The organism is Plantibacter sp. MMLR14_011, from assembly GCF_001865025.1.
GTDB lineage: Bacteria > Actinomycetota > Actinomycetes > Actinomycetales > Microbacteriaceae > Plantibacter > Plantibacter flavus_A.
Map to the genome: position 1 here is coordinate 93,556 of NZ_MJGW01000009.1, position 14,860 is coordinate 108,415.

17 protein-coding genes are annotated in these 14,860 nt (G+C 70.9%); 7 read left to right on the forward strand and 10 right to left on the reverse strand.

Annotated elements, in window-relative coordinates:
• The first annotated feature begins 208 nt into the window (after positions 1-208).
• The gene (locus tag BIU99_RS06945) at positions 209-670 is read left to right on the forward strand and encodes a hypothetical protein (RefSeq protein ID WP_139205362.1); all 462 of its coding nucleotides are present in this window, start codon (positions 209-211) and stop codon (positions 668-670) included.
• An 85-nt stretch (positions 671-755) separates the two neighbouring features.
• On the opposite strand, the gene BIU99_RS06950 is transcribed toward BIU99_RS06945, so the two are convergent.
• From BIU99_RS06950 to BIU99_RS06970, 5 genes are all read right to left on the reverse strand, one after another.
• The gene (locus BIU99_RS06950) at positions 756-1,088 is read right to left on the reverse strand and encodes a helix-turn-helix domain-containing protein (RefSeq protein WP_064294895.1); all 333 of its coding nucleotides are present in this window, start codon (positions 1,086-1,088) and stop codon (positions 756-758) included.
• Between the two features lie 118 nt (positions 1,089-1,206).
• Positions 1,207-2,031, reverse strand: coding sequence for an NAD(P)-dependent oxidoreductase (locus tag BIU99_RS06955; RefSeq protein WP_064294896.1), 825 nt, complete (start codon positions 2,029-2,031; stop codon positions 1,207-1,209).
• Positions 2,028-2,861, reverse strand: a complete 834-nt coding sequence (locus BIU99_RS06960; protein WP_064294897.1) for an enoyl-CoA hydratase/isomerase family protein — start codon at positions 2,859-2,861, stop codon at positions 2,028-2,030. The genes BIU99_RS06955 and BIU99_RS06960 overlap by 4 nt, the downstream gene beginning before the upstream one ends.
• A gap of 49 nt (positions 2,862-2,910) precedes the next feature.
• Positions 2,911-3,690 (reverse strand): 3-hydroxyacyl-CoA dehydrogenase, encoded by a 780-nt coding sequence (locus BIU99_RS06965; RefSeq protein ID WP_071260445.1) that lies wholly within the window; start codon positions 3,688-3,690, stop codon positions 2,911-2,913.
• A 33-nt stretch (positions 3,691-3,723) separates the two neighbouring features.
• Positions 3,724-4,905 (reverse strand): thiolase family protein, encoded by a 1,182-nt coding sequence (locus BIU99_RS06970; protein ID WP_175484363.1) that lies wholly within the window; start codon positions 4,903-4,905, stop codon positions 3,724-3,726.
• A gap of 150 nt (positions 4,906-5,055) precedes the next feature.
• Here BIU99_RS06970 and BIU99_RS06975 point away from each other — a divergent pair, with 150 nt between their 5' ends.
• The 6 genes from BIU99_RS06975 to BIU99_RS07000 all read left to right on the forward strand — a co-directional run bounded on the left by BIU99_RS06975 (position 5,056) and on the right by BIU99_RS07000 (position 10,702).
• Positions 5,056-6,039: a rhodanese-related sulfurtransferase gene (locus BIU99_RS06975; protein WP_082915982.1), complete on the forward strand. Its 984-nt coding sequence runs from the start codon at positions 5,056-5,058 to the stop codon at positions 6,037-6,039.
• Positions 6,040-6,051: 12 nt separating this feature from the next.
• A complete protein-coding gene (locus BIU99_RS06980) occupies positions 6,052-6,525 on the forward strand; it encodes an SRPBCC family protein (protein WP_071260447.1) in 474 nt (157 codons plus the stop codon).
• A gap of 165 nt (positions 6,526-6,690) precedes the next feature.
• A complete protein-coding gene (locus BIU99_RS06985) occupies positions 6,691-7,644 on the forward strand; it encodes an L-lactate dehydrogenase (protein ID WP_064294901.1) in 954 nt (317 codons plus the stop codon).
• Positions 7,645-7,858: 214 nt separating this feature from the next.
• The gene (locus BIU99_RS06990; protein ID WP_071260448.1) at positions 7,859-8,764 is read left to right on the forward strand and encodes an ATP-binding cassette domain-containing protein; all 906 of its coding nucleotides are present in this window, start codon (positions 7,859-7,861) and stop codon (positions 8,762-8,764) included.
• Entirely contained in the window at positions 8,761-9,585 is an 825-nt protein-coding gene (locus tag BIU99_RS06995; RefSeq protein WP_071260449.1) for an ABC transporter permease subunit, read from the forward strand. The genes BIU99_RS06990 and BIU99_RS06995 overlap by 4 nt, the downstream gene beginning before the upstream one ends.
• Before the next feature lie 100 nt (positions 9,586-9,685).
• Positions 9,686-10,702, forward strand: a complete 1,017-nt coding sequence (locus tag BIU99_RS07000) for an MDR family oxidoreductase (protein ID WP_071260450.1) — start codon at positions 9,686-9,688, stop codon at positions 10,700-10,702.
• Positions 10,703-10,971: 269 nt separating this feature from the next.
• Here BIU99_RS07000 and BIU99_RS07005 read toward each other — a convergent pair whose 3' ends face one another.
• The 5 genes from BIU99_RS07005 to hemB all read right to left on the reverse strand — a co-directional run bounded on the left by BIU99_RS07005 (position 10,972) and on the right by hemB (position 14,857).
• Positions 10,972-11,262, reverse strand: a complete 291-nt coding sequence (locus tag BIU99_RS07005; RefSeq protein WP_064294905.1) for a hypothetical protein — start codon at positions 11,260-11,262, stop codon at positions 10,972-10,974.
• Positions 11,263-11,373: 111 nt separating this feature from the next.
• Positions 11,374-11,784: a DUF4190 domain-containing protein gene (locus BIU99_RS07010; RefSeq protein ID WP_071260451.1), complete on the reverse strand. Its 411-nt coding sequence runs from the start codon at positions 11,782-11,784 to the stop codon at positions 11,374-11,376.
• A gap of 197 nt (positions 11,785-11,981) precedes the next feature.
• Positions 11,982-12,329 carry a hypothetical protein gene (locus tag BIU99_RS07015; RefSeq protein ID WP_064294907.1) on the reverse strand — a complete coding sequence of 116 codons (348 nt, stop codon included), beginning with the start codon at positions 12,327-12,329 and terminating at the stop codon, positions 11,982-11,984.
• A 108-nt stretch (positions 12,330-12,437) separates the two neighbouring features.
• On the reverse strand, positions 12,438-13,853 hold the full coding sequence (locus BIU99_RS07020; protein WP_071260452.1) for a glutamate-1-semialdehyde 2,1-aminomutase: 1,416 nt from the start codon (positions 13,851-13,853) through the stop codon (positions 12,438-12,440).
• Positions 13,850-14,857 carry a porphobilinogen synthase gene (hemB, locus tag BIU99_RS07025; RefSeq protein ID WP_071260453.1) on the reverse strand — a complete coding sequence of 336 codons (1,008 nt, stop codon included), beginning with the start codon at positions 14,855-14,857 and terminating at the stop codon, positions 13,850-13,852. Before hemB ends, BIU99_RS07020 begins: the two co-directional genes overlap by 4 nt.
• Positions 14,858-14,860 lie beyond the last annotated feature (3 nt).

The window sequence follows — 14,860 nt, forward strand, 5'->3', positions numbered from 1 at the left end:
CGCCCGCGGGTCCGTCGCGCCGCAGCAGGAGAACCGCCTGGGAACAGGACATTTCGCGTGGAACGGTCCTGCTGTCGCGCCGATCTCCTGGCACCGTGGAATACCAGCGTCGTTCTCCGCATCCACCCAGCCCGCGTACACCGCGCATACGGCGGCCGCGGCCAGAGTGACACGCATACCGACCCCTGACGAACCGAAGGAGACGACCGTGCCGATGCACACCCTTGGGGCACCGCAGACCCCGCACCTGTTCGGCGACGTGGTTCGAGCCGAGGCGCTCCACTACACCGAACTGTTCGCGGAGAAGCCGTTCGTGCCGGCCCTGCTGCTGTACTGCTCGAACGGCGCGTACCGCATCCTGTCGCCGGGCGAGGACCACCCCGGCAGTTACGTCGCCGAGGGGCCGCTGTCCGCTGAGCGGGTGCGCGTGAACTTCATCTCGTGGCCGTCCGAGGACTGGAACCGGAACGTCGCCTTCCACGTGCTCGACTTCGACCGGACGACCGGAGGGTTCACCCAGCGGCTGCGACTCCCGGGCGATCCCGAGCCGAAGCACCAGGCCGGCCGCCACACCGAGGTCACCGACCTCGGTGCCTGGGATGTGGACACGACGTGGGAGACGGCCGAGCCGCTCCTCCGCGAGTCCTTCAAGGCACTCGCCCGCGGCTGACGGAGGGAGCGGTGGGCCGAGCGAGCGGCAGGCCGTCACCGGACGGGACGAAGCACCGTGTCCGGACGACCGCCGACGGTCGGGGTCAGGCGGCGAGCAGCTGCGGGTCGGCCGCCGGGCGCAGCGGAGTGATCGTCGCATGGGCGAGCACATCCTCAGCCAGCGGCAGGTCGACGACGATCGGAGCCGCCGCAGTCTCGAAGCGGTCCGCGATGTCGAACATGAGCGCGTCGAGGCGGGTGCGGAGCGCGTCGGCGATGGTCACCACCACCTCGGAGGAGGCGTCCTTCCGGCCGCGTTCGATCTCCGACAGGTAGGGCGTCGAGACGGCTGCGGCGGTCGCGACGTCCTGCAGGGTGCGCCCCTGTTCGAGTCGACGCGTGCGCAGGGCCGCGCCGAGGGCTTCGCGGTACAACATGGCGACTCCTTCCGGCTGCGGGCGCGGGCTCCGTGACCGCGTGTTCTCACTGTAGGCGCGGGTCGGCCAGGCTCGGGGAGCACGCGTTCTGCCGTCAGCGGACAGGGCGAGCCGTCCGCTACAGGAAGATGTCGGGGTAGAGCTCCGACTCGTCGACGCCCGGTGAGTACTTCGCGAGGTCGGTGACCCCGGCCTCCGCGAGGACGTCCTCCACGATGAGCGACCGACCCGTGAGCTCACGAGCCGATGCCGTCAGGACCTCGTAGGCGGCGTCGGCGTAGATCTCGGGGGTGCGACTCTTCGCCAGGAGGGCCTCGCCGCCGAGGATGTTGCCGACCGCCGCCGTCTTGATCGTCGTCTTCGGCCAGAGCGTGTTCGCGGCGATGCCGTCGCGCCCGAACTCGGCAGCGAGACCGAGCGTCACCATCGACATGCCGTACTTCGCGAGCGTGTAGCCGGTGTGCGCGCCGAGCCACTTCGGGTCGAGGTTGAGCGGCGGCGACAGCGACAGGATGTGCGGGTTCTCCGCGTCCTTCAGCATGGGGATGGCCGCCCGCGACAGCATGAACGTGCCACGCACGTTCACGTCCTGCATGAGGTCGTACCGCTTCGCGTCGAGGTCGAGGGTCCGAGCAAGGCTGATGACGCTCGCGTTGTTGACGACGATGTCGATGCCGCCGAACTCACCGGCGGTCTCGAACACGGCCCGTGTGATGTCGTCGTCGTTCCGGACGTCGCCGAGGATCGGGAGCGCCTGCCCACCGGCCTCGCGGATCGCGTCCGCTGCGGTGTGGATCGTCCCCTCGAGGCGGGGATCGGGGGTGTCGGTCTTCGCGAGGATCGCGACGTTCGCGCCGTCGCGGGCGGCACGCAGGGCGATCGCGAGGCCGATGCCACGGCTGCCGCCCGACATGAGGATGGTCTTGCCGGCGAGGGTGGTCATGCGGTGGGCTCCTTCGGGGTGGTGGTGGTCGACGCAGCCGAGCGTTTCGCCGACGCGGCGGCGAACGCCGCGACGCGCGCGACCGACTCGGGTGTCTCGATCGCCGCACCGATCGTGCGGGCTTCGTCGTCGAGGGCGTCCTGATAGCCGCGGCCGACGCTCTCGCGCAGCAGCCGCCGCGCCTGACCGAACGCGGCCGTGGCTCCGGCCAACCAGAACGCGGCCACCTCGCGGGCACGGGCGTCGAGCTGCTCGGCGGGGACCACCTCGGTCACGAGCCCCCAGTCGAGTGCTTCGTCCGCGCTCAGCATCCGCGGCCCGAGGGTGAGCTCGAGCGCCCGACGCATGCCGACCGCCTCGGGCAACAGGGTGCTCACGCCGCAGTCGGGCGTGAGGCCGATGTCGGCGTACTTACTGACGAACTTCGCCCGGTCGGATGCGATGATCACGTCGGCGACGAGCATGAACCCCAGTCCGCCGCCGGCGACGGCGCCCTGGACGGCGGCGACGATCGGCTTCGCGACCGATTGCAGCGTCCGATGGCCCTCGTGGATGATGTCGGCGAGCTCGGTGACGAAGGCGCCCGTCGATCCTGCGCTGCCGTCACCCATCCGCGACATCGCGAGGACGTCGCCGCCCGCGCAGAACGCGGGTCCGTTGGCGTCGAACAGGACGGCCCGGACGTCGTCGCGCTCCGCGATCTCGAGGGCGAGGTCGCGCCACCGTCTGGCCGCACGGTCGTCGATCGCGTTGAGGCTCGCGGGCCGGTTGAGCGTGAGGTGCGCGAGGCCGTCGCTCACCTCGAAGAGGATGGTGTCGTCGCTGGTCACGGAGTGGCTCCCTGGTCGGTGGATGGGTTCGTCGGCATCGGAGAGCCGGTCATTTCGGCGCCATCCGGATCGCGCCGTCGAGGCGGATCGTCTCACCATTGAGGTAGCCGTTCTCGACGATGTGCAGCGCGAGTGCGGCGTACTCGTCGGGACGGCCGAGGCGGGCCGGGTACGGCACCTGGTGCCCGAGCGACTCCTGCGCCGCCTCGGGCAGTCCGGCGAGCATGGGCGTCTCCATGATGCCGGGTGCGATCGTCACGACCCGGATCCCGAAGCGCGCCAGCTCGCGGGCGATCGGCAACGTCATCGAATGCACCGCCCCCTTGGACGCGGCGTAGGCGGGCTGGCCGATCTGTCCGTCGAAGGCTGCGACGGACGCGGTGTTGATGATGACGCCGCGGTCTCCGGCGCCGTCGACGGGATCGCCGTCCGGGTCGTTGTGCTGCATCGCGTCGGCGGTGAGCCGGATGACGTTGAAGGTGCCGAGGACGTTGACGCGCAGGACGCGTTCGAAGGCCCCGAGGTCCGCCGGGCCGTCGCGGCCGAGCACCTTCGCCGGTGGCGCGATGCCGGCACAGTTCACGACGACCCGCAGCGGTCCACGCGACACCGCCGCTTCGACCGCCGCCTGCACCTGCTCACCGTCGGTGACGTCGGCGGGCACGAAGGTCGCGAACCCGCCGAGTTCCTCGGCCCGCTCTGCCCCGGGTGAGCCGGGGAGGTCGACGAGCACGACGCGCGCGCCGGCGCCGGCCAGCCGCGTCGCGGTCGCGAATCCGAGTCCCGAGGCGCCGCCGGTGACGATCGCCGAGCTGCCGGTCACATCCATGTCGTGGTTCCCTTCACCTGGTGGGCGCGCCCATCAGAGGCGCTCGATGATCGTCGCGTTGGCCATACCGCCGCCCTCGCACATCGTCTGCAGACCGTAGCGGCCGCCGGTCGCCTCGAGCTGGCCGAGGAGGGTGGCGAGGAGCTTCGTCCCGGAGGCGCCGAGCGGGTGCCCGAGGGCGATCGCCCCGCCACGCGGGTTGAGCCGGTCGTCGTCCACCCCGAACTCGCGTTGCCACGCGAGCGGGACGGAGGCGAACGCCTCGTTGACCTCGAACGCGTCGATGTCGTCGATGTCGAGCCCGCTGCGCTCCAGGATGCGGCGGGTCGCGGGGAGAATGCCGGTGAGCATCTCGATCGGGTCGCTCCCGACCGCGGCGAAGGAGACGAAACGCGCACGCGGCGTCAGCCCCAGCTCGAGCGCCCGTACCTCGCTCATGATGAGCGCGGCGGAGGCGCCGTCGGTGAGCGGTGAGGCGTTCCCCGGCGTGATCCGCCAGGCGATCTCGGGGAAGCGCGCCGCGAGCCGCTCGTCGCGGAAGACGGCAGGGAGTCCGGCGAGCGCCTCGGGGGTCGTCCCGGCACGGACCGTCTCGTCGGTCGTGACGACGGAACCGTCGGGGAGGGTGACGGCGACGACCTCGCCGTCGAACCCGCCGGACGCCCAGGTCGCGGCGGCGCGCTCATGGGAGCGGGCGGCGAAGGCGTCGAGTTCATCGCGGCTGAGGTTCCAGCGGGCGGCGATGAGTTCGGCGGAGACGCCCTGGCCGACGAGGCCATCGGGGAAGCGGGCTCGGAGGGCGGAGCCGAAGGGGTCTGCGCCCTGCACGTTGGAGCCCATCGGCGCTCGACTCATCGATTCGACCCCGCAGGCGATGACGACGTCGTTGCCCGCCGACATGACGCTCTGTGCGGCGAAGGTGGTGGCCTGCTGGCTGGAGCCGCACTGCCGGTCGATGGTGGTGCCGGGCGTCTCCTGCGGGAGGCCTGCGGCGAGCGCCGCGTTCCGCGCGATGTTCTGCCCCTGCTCGCCGGACTGGGTGACGCAGCCGGCGTAGACGTCCTCGACGACCGCGGGATCGATGCCGGTCCGCTCCACGAGCGCGAGGATCGTGCCGGCGAGGAGGTCCGTCGGGTGCACGGCGTTCAGCGCACCGCCCGGTTTGCCCCGGCCGGACGGCGTCCGGATCGCGTCGACGATCACTGCAGTGCGCATAGCCATCTCCTTCGAGGTCTGCGTCCACCCTAGGCCTGGCACCTGCGCGGAAGGCGGCGGTTGTCGCCCTTCGACAAGCGAGGGGCCGGAACGTCCGTGTCCGCTGGACCGGCCCGACGATCCGCGGTCGGCGCCACGTACGATTGAGCGGTGGCCGACCCGAAGATCCTCCTCTACTACGCGTTCGCTCCCCTGGCGGACCCGGAGGCGATCCGGCTGTGGCAGCGCGACCTCTGCGAGTCGCTCGGTCTCCGTGGTCGCATCCTCATCTCGAAAGACGGCATCAACGGCACCGTCGGCGGCGAGCTCGACGCCTGCAAGCTTTACGTCCGGAAGACGAAGGAGCACCCCGCGTTCCGCGACCTCGATGTGAAGTGGAGCGACGGCTCCGGCTTCGACGAGGACGACCCCGTCCGCACGGCCAGGCACCGGCCCGCGCCCTGGCGTCGGAGTAGCGACTTCCCGAAGCTCAGCGTGAAGGTGCGCGAGGAGATCGTGTCCTTCGGCGCCCCCGGTGAGCTCGTGGTGGACGAGCACGGCGTCACCGGCGGCGGGGTGCACCTGCAGCCGACGGAACTGCATGAGCTCGTCGCGGAGCGCGGCGACGACGTCGTGTTCTTCGACGGCCGGAACGCGTTCGAGGCCGAGATCGGTCGGTTCGCCGGCGCGGTCGTCCCCGACGTCGCGACCACCCGGGACTTCGTCGCCGAGCTCGACAGCGGCAAGTACGACCACCTCAAGGACAAGCCGGTCGTCACCTACTGCACGGGCGGCATCCGCTGCGAGGTGCTCTCGGGACTCATGCGATCGCGAGGGTTCGGCGAGGTGTACCAGCTCGACGGCGGCATCGTCCGGTACGGCGAGCAGTTCGGCGACGACGGCCTGTGGGAGGGATCCCTGTACGTGTTCGACAAGCGTGGCTCGCTCGAGTTCAGCGATCACGCGGCCGTCATCGGGCACTGCGTCGTCTGCGACGCCTCGACGAAGCACCTGCAGAACTGCGCGGACCCCTCCTGCAAGACGCAGTTGGTCGTGTGCGAGGCGCACGCGGACGGGCCCGACGGCGGCCCGCGATGCGCCGTGCACGCAGGGTCCGACGCCTCCACCGATGCTCGCACCGGCCAGCCCGCCTGATCCGCCACCGTCATGACCGCCCACTTCCGCCTCCGCACCGAGCTCGACGGGACGATGCAGCAGGCCTTCGACCTCTCGCGGTCGATCGACGCCCACCTCGGCTCGATGGCGGACACCGGTGAACGGGCGGTCGGCGGCGTGACCTCCGGGCTGATCGGTCCCGGCGAGACCGTCACCTGGCGGGCGAAGCACTTCGGTGTGCCGTGGACGATGACGAGTCGGATCACCGCGTTCGAGGAACCCCACCGGTTCACCGACGAACAGGTGTCCGGTCCCTTCCGGACGTTCCGCCACGTCCACCTCTTCGAACCACTCGAGCGACCGATGGGGACGGCGCGGACCATCATGCTCGACGACGTCACGTTCTCGGCGCCGTTCGGTCCGCTCGGCCTCGTGGCCGAACACGTCGCGCTCACCCGGCACCTGCGACGGCTCATCGAGTCGCGGAACCGGTGGTTGGCGGAGGCACTTCGACAGGCTCCGTGACGGAAAAGTGCGGCTCAGTGACCGAAAGGTGCGGCTCAGTGACCGGAGGGTGTGGCGGTCCGGTCCCTGAGCCTGTCGAAGGGCGGATACCTCGACATCGAGACAACCCGACACCCGTCGTGCCGCGCCCTGACCGCGCACATCCGCCCCTGCCAAGATGGAGCCATGGGTGCTCGCACGAAGTCGAAACTGGCCATCATCGGGGCGGGGAGCGTCGGTTCGTCCCTCGCCTACGCCTCGCTCATCCGCGGCAGCGCCAGGCGGGTGGCGCTCTACGACATCGACGGCAAGCGGGCCTCGGCCGAGGTCCTCGACCTCGCCCACGGGACGCAGTTCACCGGGTCGAGCAGCATCACCGGCGGTGACGACATCTCGGTCGTCGCCGATGCGGACGTCGTCGTGATCACGGCCGGCGCGAAGCAGGAGCCCGGCCAGACCCGACTCGACCTCGCGGGCACGAACATCCGCATCCTCGAGCAGCTGCTCCCGAAACTCGTCGAGCAGGCGCCGGACGCCGTCTACATGCTCGTCACGAACCCGTGCGACGTCCTCACCGTCGCCGCCCAGCAGATCACGGGGCTGCCGCGCGAACGCGTCTTCTCCTCCGGCACCGTCCTCGACACCTCCCGGCTGCGCTGGTTGCTCGCTGAGCACGCGGGTGTCGCGACCTCGGCGGTGCACGCACTCATCGTCGGCGAGCACGGCGACAGCGAACTGCCGCTGTGGTCGCAGGCGACCATCGGCCCCGTCCCGATCCTCGACTGGGAGCTGCCCGACGGATCGCGCTTCACGGAGCAGCAGCTCGACGAGATCGCGGTCGACGTCCGGACGGCCGCCTATCGCGTCATCGAGGGCAAGGGCGCGACGAACTACGCGATCGGGCTCTCCGGTGCACGCATCGTCGAGGCCATCCTCGGCGACGAGCACGCCATCCTGCCGGTGAGCACCGTGCTCGACGGGTACCACGGTGTCAGCGGGGTCGCCCTGTCGGTGCCGAGCATCGTCGACCGCTCGGGCGTGCGGTCGGTGGTCGAGGTCGCGATGTCGCCGCGCGAGGAACAGCAGTTCGCCGACTCGGCCGCCGCCGTCCGCGCGTCGCTCGACTCGCTCGGGCTGTAGCAGCCGACCTCGTCCTCGGCTCCGCCGTCCCTGTCTCAGGAAAGGTGCGGCGCGTCGCCCCGATGCGAGCCCGCCACGCCGGGCATCTCCTGAGACGGGGCCACAGGCGCCTGCACCGGGATCTCCCCCGAGCGGCCGATGCGCAACCGGTCTCGGCCCCGATAGCGTTGCGGGACGAGGCGCGGATCCGGCCGCGCCCCTGGGGAGGTACCGGATGACCGCTGGCGTGACGATCGAGTTCGACGGACTCTCGAAATCCTTCGGGGCGGTGCAGGCGGTCGACGACCTGACGTTCCACGTGGAACCGGGCAAGGTCACCGGTTTCCTCGGCCCGAACGGCGCCGGGAAGACCACGACCCTGCGCATGCTGCTCGGCCTCGTGCAACCGACGTCCGGGAGCGCGACGTTCGGCGGCGTCCCCTACGCCAAGCTGCCGGTGCCTGCCGCGACCGTCGGCGCGGCTCTCGAGGCGGCGAGCTTCGTCCCCGGCCGCACCGCCCGCAACCACCTGCGCGTGCACGCCTCGGCAGCGCGTCTGCCGGCGAACCGGGTGGACCTCGTGCTCGCGCAGGTCGGGCTGCTCGACGTCGCGGACCGACGCGTCGCCGGGTACTCACTCGGCATGCGACAACGGCTCGGCCTCGCGACCGCGCTCCTCGGCGACCCCGGTGTGCTCGTCCTCGACGAGCCGATCAACGGGCTCGACCCCGAGGGGATCAAGTGGATCCGCGGCTTCCTCACCGCGCTCGCGGCCGAGGGCCGGACCGTCCTCATCAGCTCGCACCTGCTCAGCGAGGTGCAGCAGTCCGTCGACGAGGTCGTGATCATCGCGAAGGGGCGGCTCGCGCACGTGGGCACCCTCGCGAGCCTTGACGCCGCCGACACCCTGCGCGTCGTCGTGAACTCCCCGGAGCACGAGCGGCTCGCCACAGCGCTGACCGCCGCGGGGTACACCTTCGACCAGGCCCGCTCGGGGCTCGTCGTGCACGACGTGGAGGCGATCGACATCGGCCGGGTCGCGCTCGCCGCCGGCATTCCACTCAGTGCGTTGTCGCGGCATCGATCAGGGCTCGAGGATTCGTTCCTCGCGCTCGTCAGCGGTGGGGAGGACCACGCATGACCTCACTTCTGGCAGCCATCCGCTCCGAGTTCCTCAAGGTGTTCACCACCCGCGTGTGGTGGGGCCTCGCGCTCATCCTGTTCGTGTACGTCGGTTTCGCCGCGGCCGGGGCCGCACTCCTCTTCGCCAACATCCCGGGCGCGGCCGAGTCCAGCGGGGCCGGAGCGCAGGCGACGAGCGAGATGCTCACCCAACCCGGTCTCATCTACGGCTTCGCGACGAGCATCGGCTACGTCTTCCCCGTCCTGCTCGGTGCGCTCGCCACGACCGGCGAGTTCCGGCATCAGAGCCTGACGCCGACGTTCCTTGCCAACCCGAACCGCGGTCACGTCCTCGTCGGCAAGGTCCTGGCGCTGACCGGGGTCGGCGCACTGTACGGCGTGATCGCGCTTGTTGCGTCCGTCGGTCTCGGCGGCGGCGCCCTGGCGATCAGCGGCATCGATCCGATGCTGACCGACTCCGACACCTGGGCGCTCATCGGCCGTGCGGTGCTCGCGATGGCCCTGTGGGGTGCGATCGGTGTCGGTCTCGGGGCGGTGCTGCCGAGCCAGGTGGGCGCGATCATCGTCGTACTGGCCTTCACGCAGTTCGTCGAGCCGCTGCTGCGCCTCGCCTCCTCGTTCTCGGAGATCACCGCGTCCATCGGCCGGTTCCTGCCGGGTGCCGCGACGGACGCCCTCGTCGGGCCGAGCTTCTACTCGATGATGTCGGCGCAGCAGGACGCGCTGGCCTGGTGGCAGGGCGGACTCGTCCTCCTCGGCATCGGAGTGATCGTCGCGCTCATCGGCTACGCCACGACCTGGCGCCGCGACGTCACCTAGGCACGGCGCGCGATGGCTCGCGCCAGGCGGCCCCTCGGCGGGGAGGCGTAGGCTCGACGGACAGCCACCGACCGGTCACCGCACCGGAGACAGGAGCACCATGGGCCGCGCATACCTCGTCGAGCAGGTCGAGCACGAGGGTGGCAAACCCACCCGGACGGTCGACCTCCGCGACCTCCCCGACGCCTCACTGCCCGACGCCGCCGTCACCGTCGACGTCGAGTACTCGAGCATCAACTACAAGGACGCCCTCGTCCTCACGGGGAAGCCGGGCGTCGTGCGGTCGTTCCCCATGGTCGCGGGCATCGACCTCGTCGGCGTCGTCGCGGCGTCGAGTGATCCCGCGTGGACGGCCGGCGACCGCGTGGCCCTGTTCGGCGACGGCCTGAGCGAGACCCGGTACGGCGGGCTATCCGAGCGTGCGAAGGTGCGGTCCGAGGCGCTCGTCCGCGTCCCCGACCACGTCTCGAGCGCACAGGCCGCCGCGATCGGCACAGCCGGGTACACCGCGGCCCTCGCCGTGCTCGCGCTCGAGCACGGCAGCGCGACCTCCGGCGCCGTCCGCGTCGGCGGGCTCCCCGTGCTCGTCACAGGAGCGGGTGGCGGCGTCGGAGGCATCGCGATCGCACTGCTGGCCGCCGCCGGCTTCGAAGTCACCGCCTCGACGGGGCGGGTCGACGAGCTGGGTGACGCCCTGCGGCGGCTCGGTGCGACGTCGATCGTCGATCGCGCCGAGTTCGCCGAGGCCGGTCGCCCGCTCGGCAGCCAGCGCTGGGCGGGAGCCGTCGACTCCGTCGGCGGTCAGACGCTCGCGACGGTCCTGTCGCAGGTCGAGTACGGCGGGACGGTCGCCGCCTGTGGTCTCGCCGGTGGGTCCGATCTCCCGACGTCGGTCATGCCGTTCATCCTCCGCGGAGTCACGCTCGCGGGCGTGAACTCCGTCGAGGCACCGCTCCCCCTGCGGCAGGCCGCCTGGGAGCGCGCTACCACCGCGCTCGACCTCGATGTCCTCGACACCCTGACCGAGACGGTCCCCCTCGCCGACGCGACGGATGCGGCGGAGCGGGTCCTCGCAGGCTCGGTCCACGGCCGGATCGTCGTCGACGTCCGCGCCTGATCGGGCCCAAGGAACAGGCCCGGCCGTCCCCAACTCAGGAGAGTTGCGGCGCGGCGCACGCCCACCCCGGCGACACACCGGCCGACTCCTGAGACAGGGACATCACCCGACCCGCCGTCCCCAACTCAGGAGAGTTGCGGTGCGGCGCACGCCCACCCGGGCGACACACCGGCCGACTCCTGAGACAGGGACACCGCGCAGCGCTCCAGGAACGCGACAGCGGCCGGTGCCCGAAGGCGACCGGCCGCTGCCGACGGGACTGCTGAGACTCAGTAGCCGGCGGTCGACATGACCGAGCCGAGCGCGACGGCGTAGAAGATACCGCCGATGATGCCGAGCACGACGAGGATGATGCCGATGATGACACCGATCTTGGCGAGCTGGTTCGGGTAGCCGGCGTCCTTCGACTGCTTCTGCGCGACGAGGCTGATGATCAGGCCGACGAGCGGCACGACGATCGCGAGGATGAGGCCGACGAGGCCGAGCGTCTTGCCCGGGTAGTCGGCGGGCAGGGCGCCGCCAGGCTGCTGCGGGGCGTTGTACTGGGGTGCGTTGGTCATGATGGTTCCTCTCGAGGATGGTAGATGCGCCACGGGCGCGAGCCAACAGTAGTGGGTTAGGTACCCGACAGGCGATGGGGACAACTCCCCAATCGCCCGGATGTCATCGGATTACGGGCAGGTGATGGTGGTCGTGCCGTCGGTGTGGACACCGCTCCCGAGGGACGCACACGCCTCGTTGAACGCCGCAGCTCCGATTGCGACGGCGGCGATCGTGATGATGATCGCCAGCACGATGAAGACGATCGACAGGATGAGGCCGACCTTCGCCAGCGTGTTCTTGACACCCGCGTTCTTCGACTGCACCAGTGCGACGATGCTGAGGATGAGGCCGATCGGCGGGGCGAGGAACGCGAGGATCAGGCCGACGATGCCGAGCGTCTTGCCGGCGGTCGCGTCGCCGGAGGGAGCTGAGCCGCCGGAGTACGCGGGAGCCGAGCCGTACTGATCCTTCGGGGGCTGCGGCGCCTGGGGAGCCTGCGGCGGCTGGCCGGGGTACTCACCGGGAGGAGGAGTCGACATGGCTGTGGTCCTTTCGAACAGGCGGATCTGCGGAGGTTCGAGCGGGCCCAGAATACCGGTCAGACGTCGTTTTGTACCCTGTTCGAGGGAAATGGTTGCGAACGGCCCTGATCAGCGCCAGGATGCGCGGGCACCGCGCCCTCGATCCGGATCCGGATACGGATCCGGCCGAGACCGCCGTGCGTCCGGCAGCTCGCCTAGTGCAGGTCGAGGGCCGCGATGAGCTCGGCGCTGCGACGGGTCGTGATGATGAGCCGCGAGTACTCCGCGTCTTCGAGATCGATGACGACCGACGGTTTGGTGCCTTTGATGACCAGGAAGTCCATGCCACCGTGGAACTTCCACTGGCCGATGGCGAGCGTCAACGGGATCGCGGTACCCGGCGCACGGATGCCCCGGACCCAGATCCACGGGTCGTCGGTGATGGTGGCGGAACGGATGCTCGACCGTGGCACGACGACGTTGCTCCGACGCAGCGAGAGCGCTTTGTCGTACGCGGACAGCTCGATCTCCAGTCGGTCGGGGTGCAGACGCAAGGAGGCCATGCCTCTAGTCTGCCAACCCCCACCGACGTTCGCGTTGCCGGAAGTTCACAAAGCGGTAACGCATGCCCTGTGCGACGTCCGACGTCGGCGGCGGGGCGACCGTCCGACTCAGCGGATGGCCGCCGCGGCCGCGCGGGCCGCCGCGGGCAGGGCGTCGACGATGCGCCCGATCGCTTCGTCGTCGTGCGCCGCGGAGACGAACCAGGCCTCGTACACGCTCGGCGGGAGCGACACCCCGGCGTCGAGCATGCGGTGGAAGAAGGCCGGGTACCGGAAGGCGTCCTGCCGCAGGACCGCGGCGTAATCGGTCGGTGCCGTCTCGCTGAAGGCGAAGGAGAACAGGTTCCCGGCGCGTTGCACGGTGTGCGCGACCCCGGCCTCCGTGAGTGCGTTCGAGGTCGCCTCGGACACGATCGCGGCCGCCGCGTCGACCCGACGGTAGACGTCCTGGTCGGCGAGGCGCAACGTCTCGATGCCGGCGGCGAGGGCCACCGGGTTCCCCGAGAGCGTCCCGGCCTGGTAGACCGGGCCGGTCGGCGCCAGCAGATCCATGAGCTCGGCGCGTCCACCCAGCGCGGCGAGGGGCATGCCGCCGCCGATGACCTTGCCGAAGGTGAAGAGGTCGGGCTGGTACACACCGACGGGGATGCTGATGGCACCGGTCGAGTTGGCGACGGCGTGGTTGCCGGCCTCCCAGGCCTCGGCGCCCGGCACGGGCTCCGTGCCCGGTGCGACGGCGGCGAGTCCGCGGTTGTCGAGCCCCCACCAACCGGCGGAGGAGACGCGGAACCCGGTGAGCACCTCGTCGATGATGACCAGCGCGCCGTACTCGTGCGCGAGCTTCACGACGCTCGCGTTGAACCCCGGAGCCGGCGGCACGACGCCCATGTTGGCGGAGGCCGCCTCCATGATGATCGCGGCGATGTCCTGGCCCCGCTCGGCGAAGACCTCGCGGAGTGCCGACCGGTCGTTGTACGGGACGACGATCGTCTGGGCGGCAGTCTCGGCGGTGACCCCGGCGGACCCCGGCAGGGCGAGGGTCGCGACGCCCGATCCCGCTTCGGCGAGCAGGCCGTCGGAGTGGCCGTGGTAGTGGCCGGCGAACTTCACGATGAGACTGCGACCCGTGGCACCGCGCGCGAGGCGGATGGCCGTCATAGTCGCCTCGGTGCCGGTGGAGACCATGCGCAGCTTCTCGATCGGCGCGACACCGGACGCCTGGACGCGCTCCTTGACGAGCTCCGCGAGCTCGGTCTCGGCCGGGGTGGACGCGCCGAAGGAGAGACCGCGGGCCGCAGCGGCCTGCACGGCCTCGACGACCTGCGGGTGCGCGTGTCCCAGGAGTGCGGGGCCCCACGCGCTCACGAGGTCGACGTACTGCACGCCCTCGGAGTCGGTGATGTAGGGGCCGGTCGCGGACACCATGAACCGCGGCGTACCGCCGACGGAGCGGAAGGCTCGGACGGGCGAGTTCACCCCGCCGGGGATCGATCGCTGGGCTCTGACGAATGCTGCGTCGTTCATCGGGTTCCTCCTGCGCGCAGGCCGCGCGCCTCATCCAACCAACCGGCGAGTTCGACGGCCCAGTAGCTCAGGACGACCTCGGCTCCGGCGCGCTTGATGGACAGCACCGACTCCTCGATCGCGCGTCGACGGTCGATCCAGCCCTGCTGGGCGGCGGCCTCGATCATGGCGTACTCACCGGACACCTGGTACGCCCAGACCGGGATCGACACCGTGTCCGCCACGTCGGCCAGGACGTCGAGGAAGCTCCCCGCGGGCTTCACCATGACGATGTCGGCGCCCTCGGCCTCGTCGATGAGGGCCTCGCGCAGACCCTCACGACGGTTGGCGGGGTCGAGCTGGTACGTGCGGCGGTCGCCCTGCAGTTGCGAGTCGACGGCCTCGCGGAACGGCCCGTAGAGCGCGGATGCGAACTTCGCCGAGTAGGCGAGGATGATCGTGTCGTCGAACCCGGCGGCGTCGAGCGTCTCGCGGACGGCGGCGACCTGGCCGTCCATCATGCCCGAGAGCCCGAGGAGGGCCGAACCCGACTCGGCCTGGGCCAGCGCCATGTCGCGGTAACGGTCGAGCGTGCGGTCGTTGTCGACGCGCCCGCGGTCGTCGAGGACGCCGCAGTGTCCGTGATCGGTGAACTCGTCGAGGCAGAGGTCGGTCTGCACGACCAGGGCGTCGCCCACCTCGGCGACGAGCGCACGGGTGGCCACGTTGAGGATGCCGTCGGGGTCCGTCGCGCCGGAACCCGCGGCGTCGCGCTCGGCCGGGACGCCAAAGAGCATGACCCCACCGATGCCGGCCGCGGCCGCCTCGGCCGCGGCGCGCTTCGCGCTGTCGACGGTGTGCTGCCGGACGCCCGGCATCGAGGAGATCTCGACCGGCTCGGAGACCCCCTCCCGAACGAACATGGGGAGCACCAGCTCCGCCGGGTCGAGTCGCGTCTCGCTGACGAGGCGACGGATGGCCGGCTGCTGCCGGAGACGACGGGGACGGGTCTCGGGAATGCTCACCCG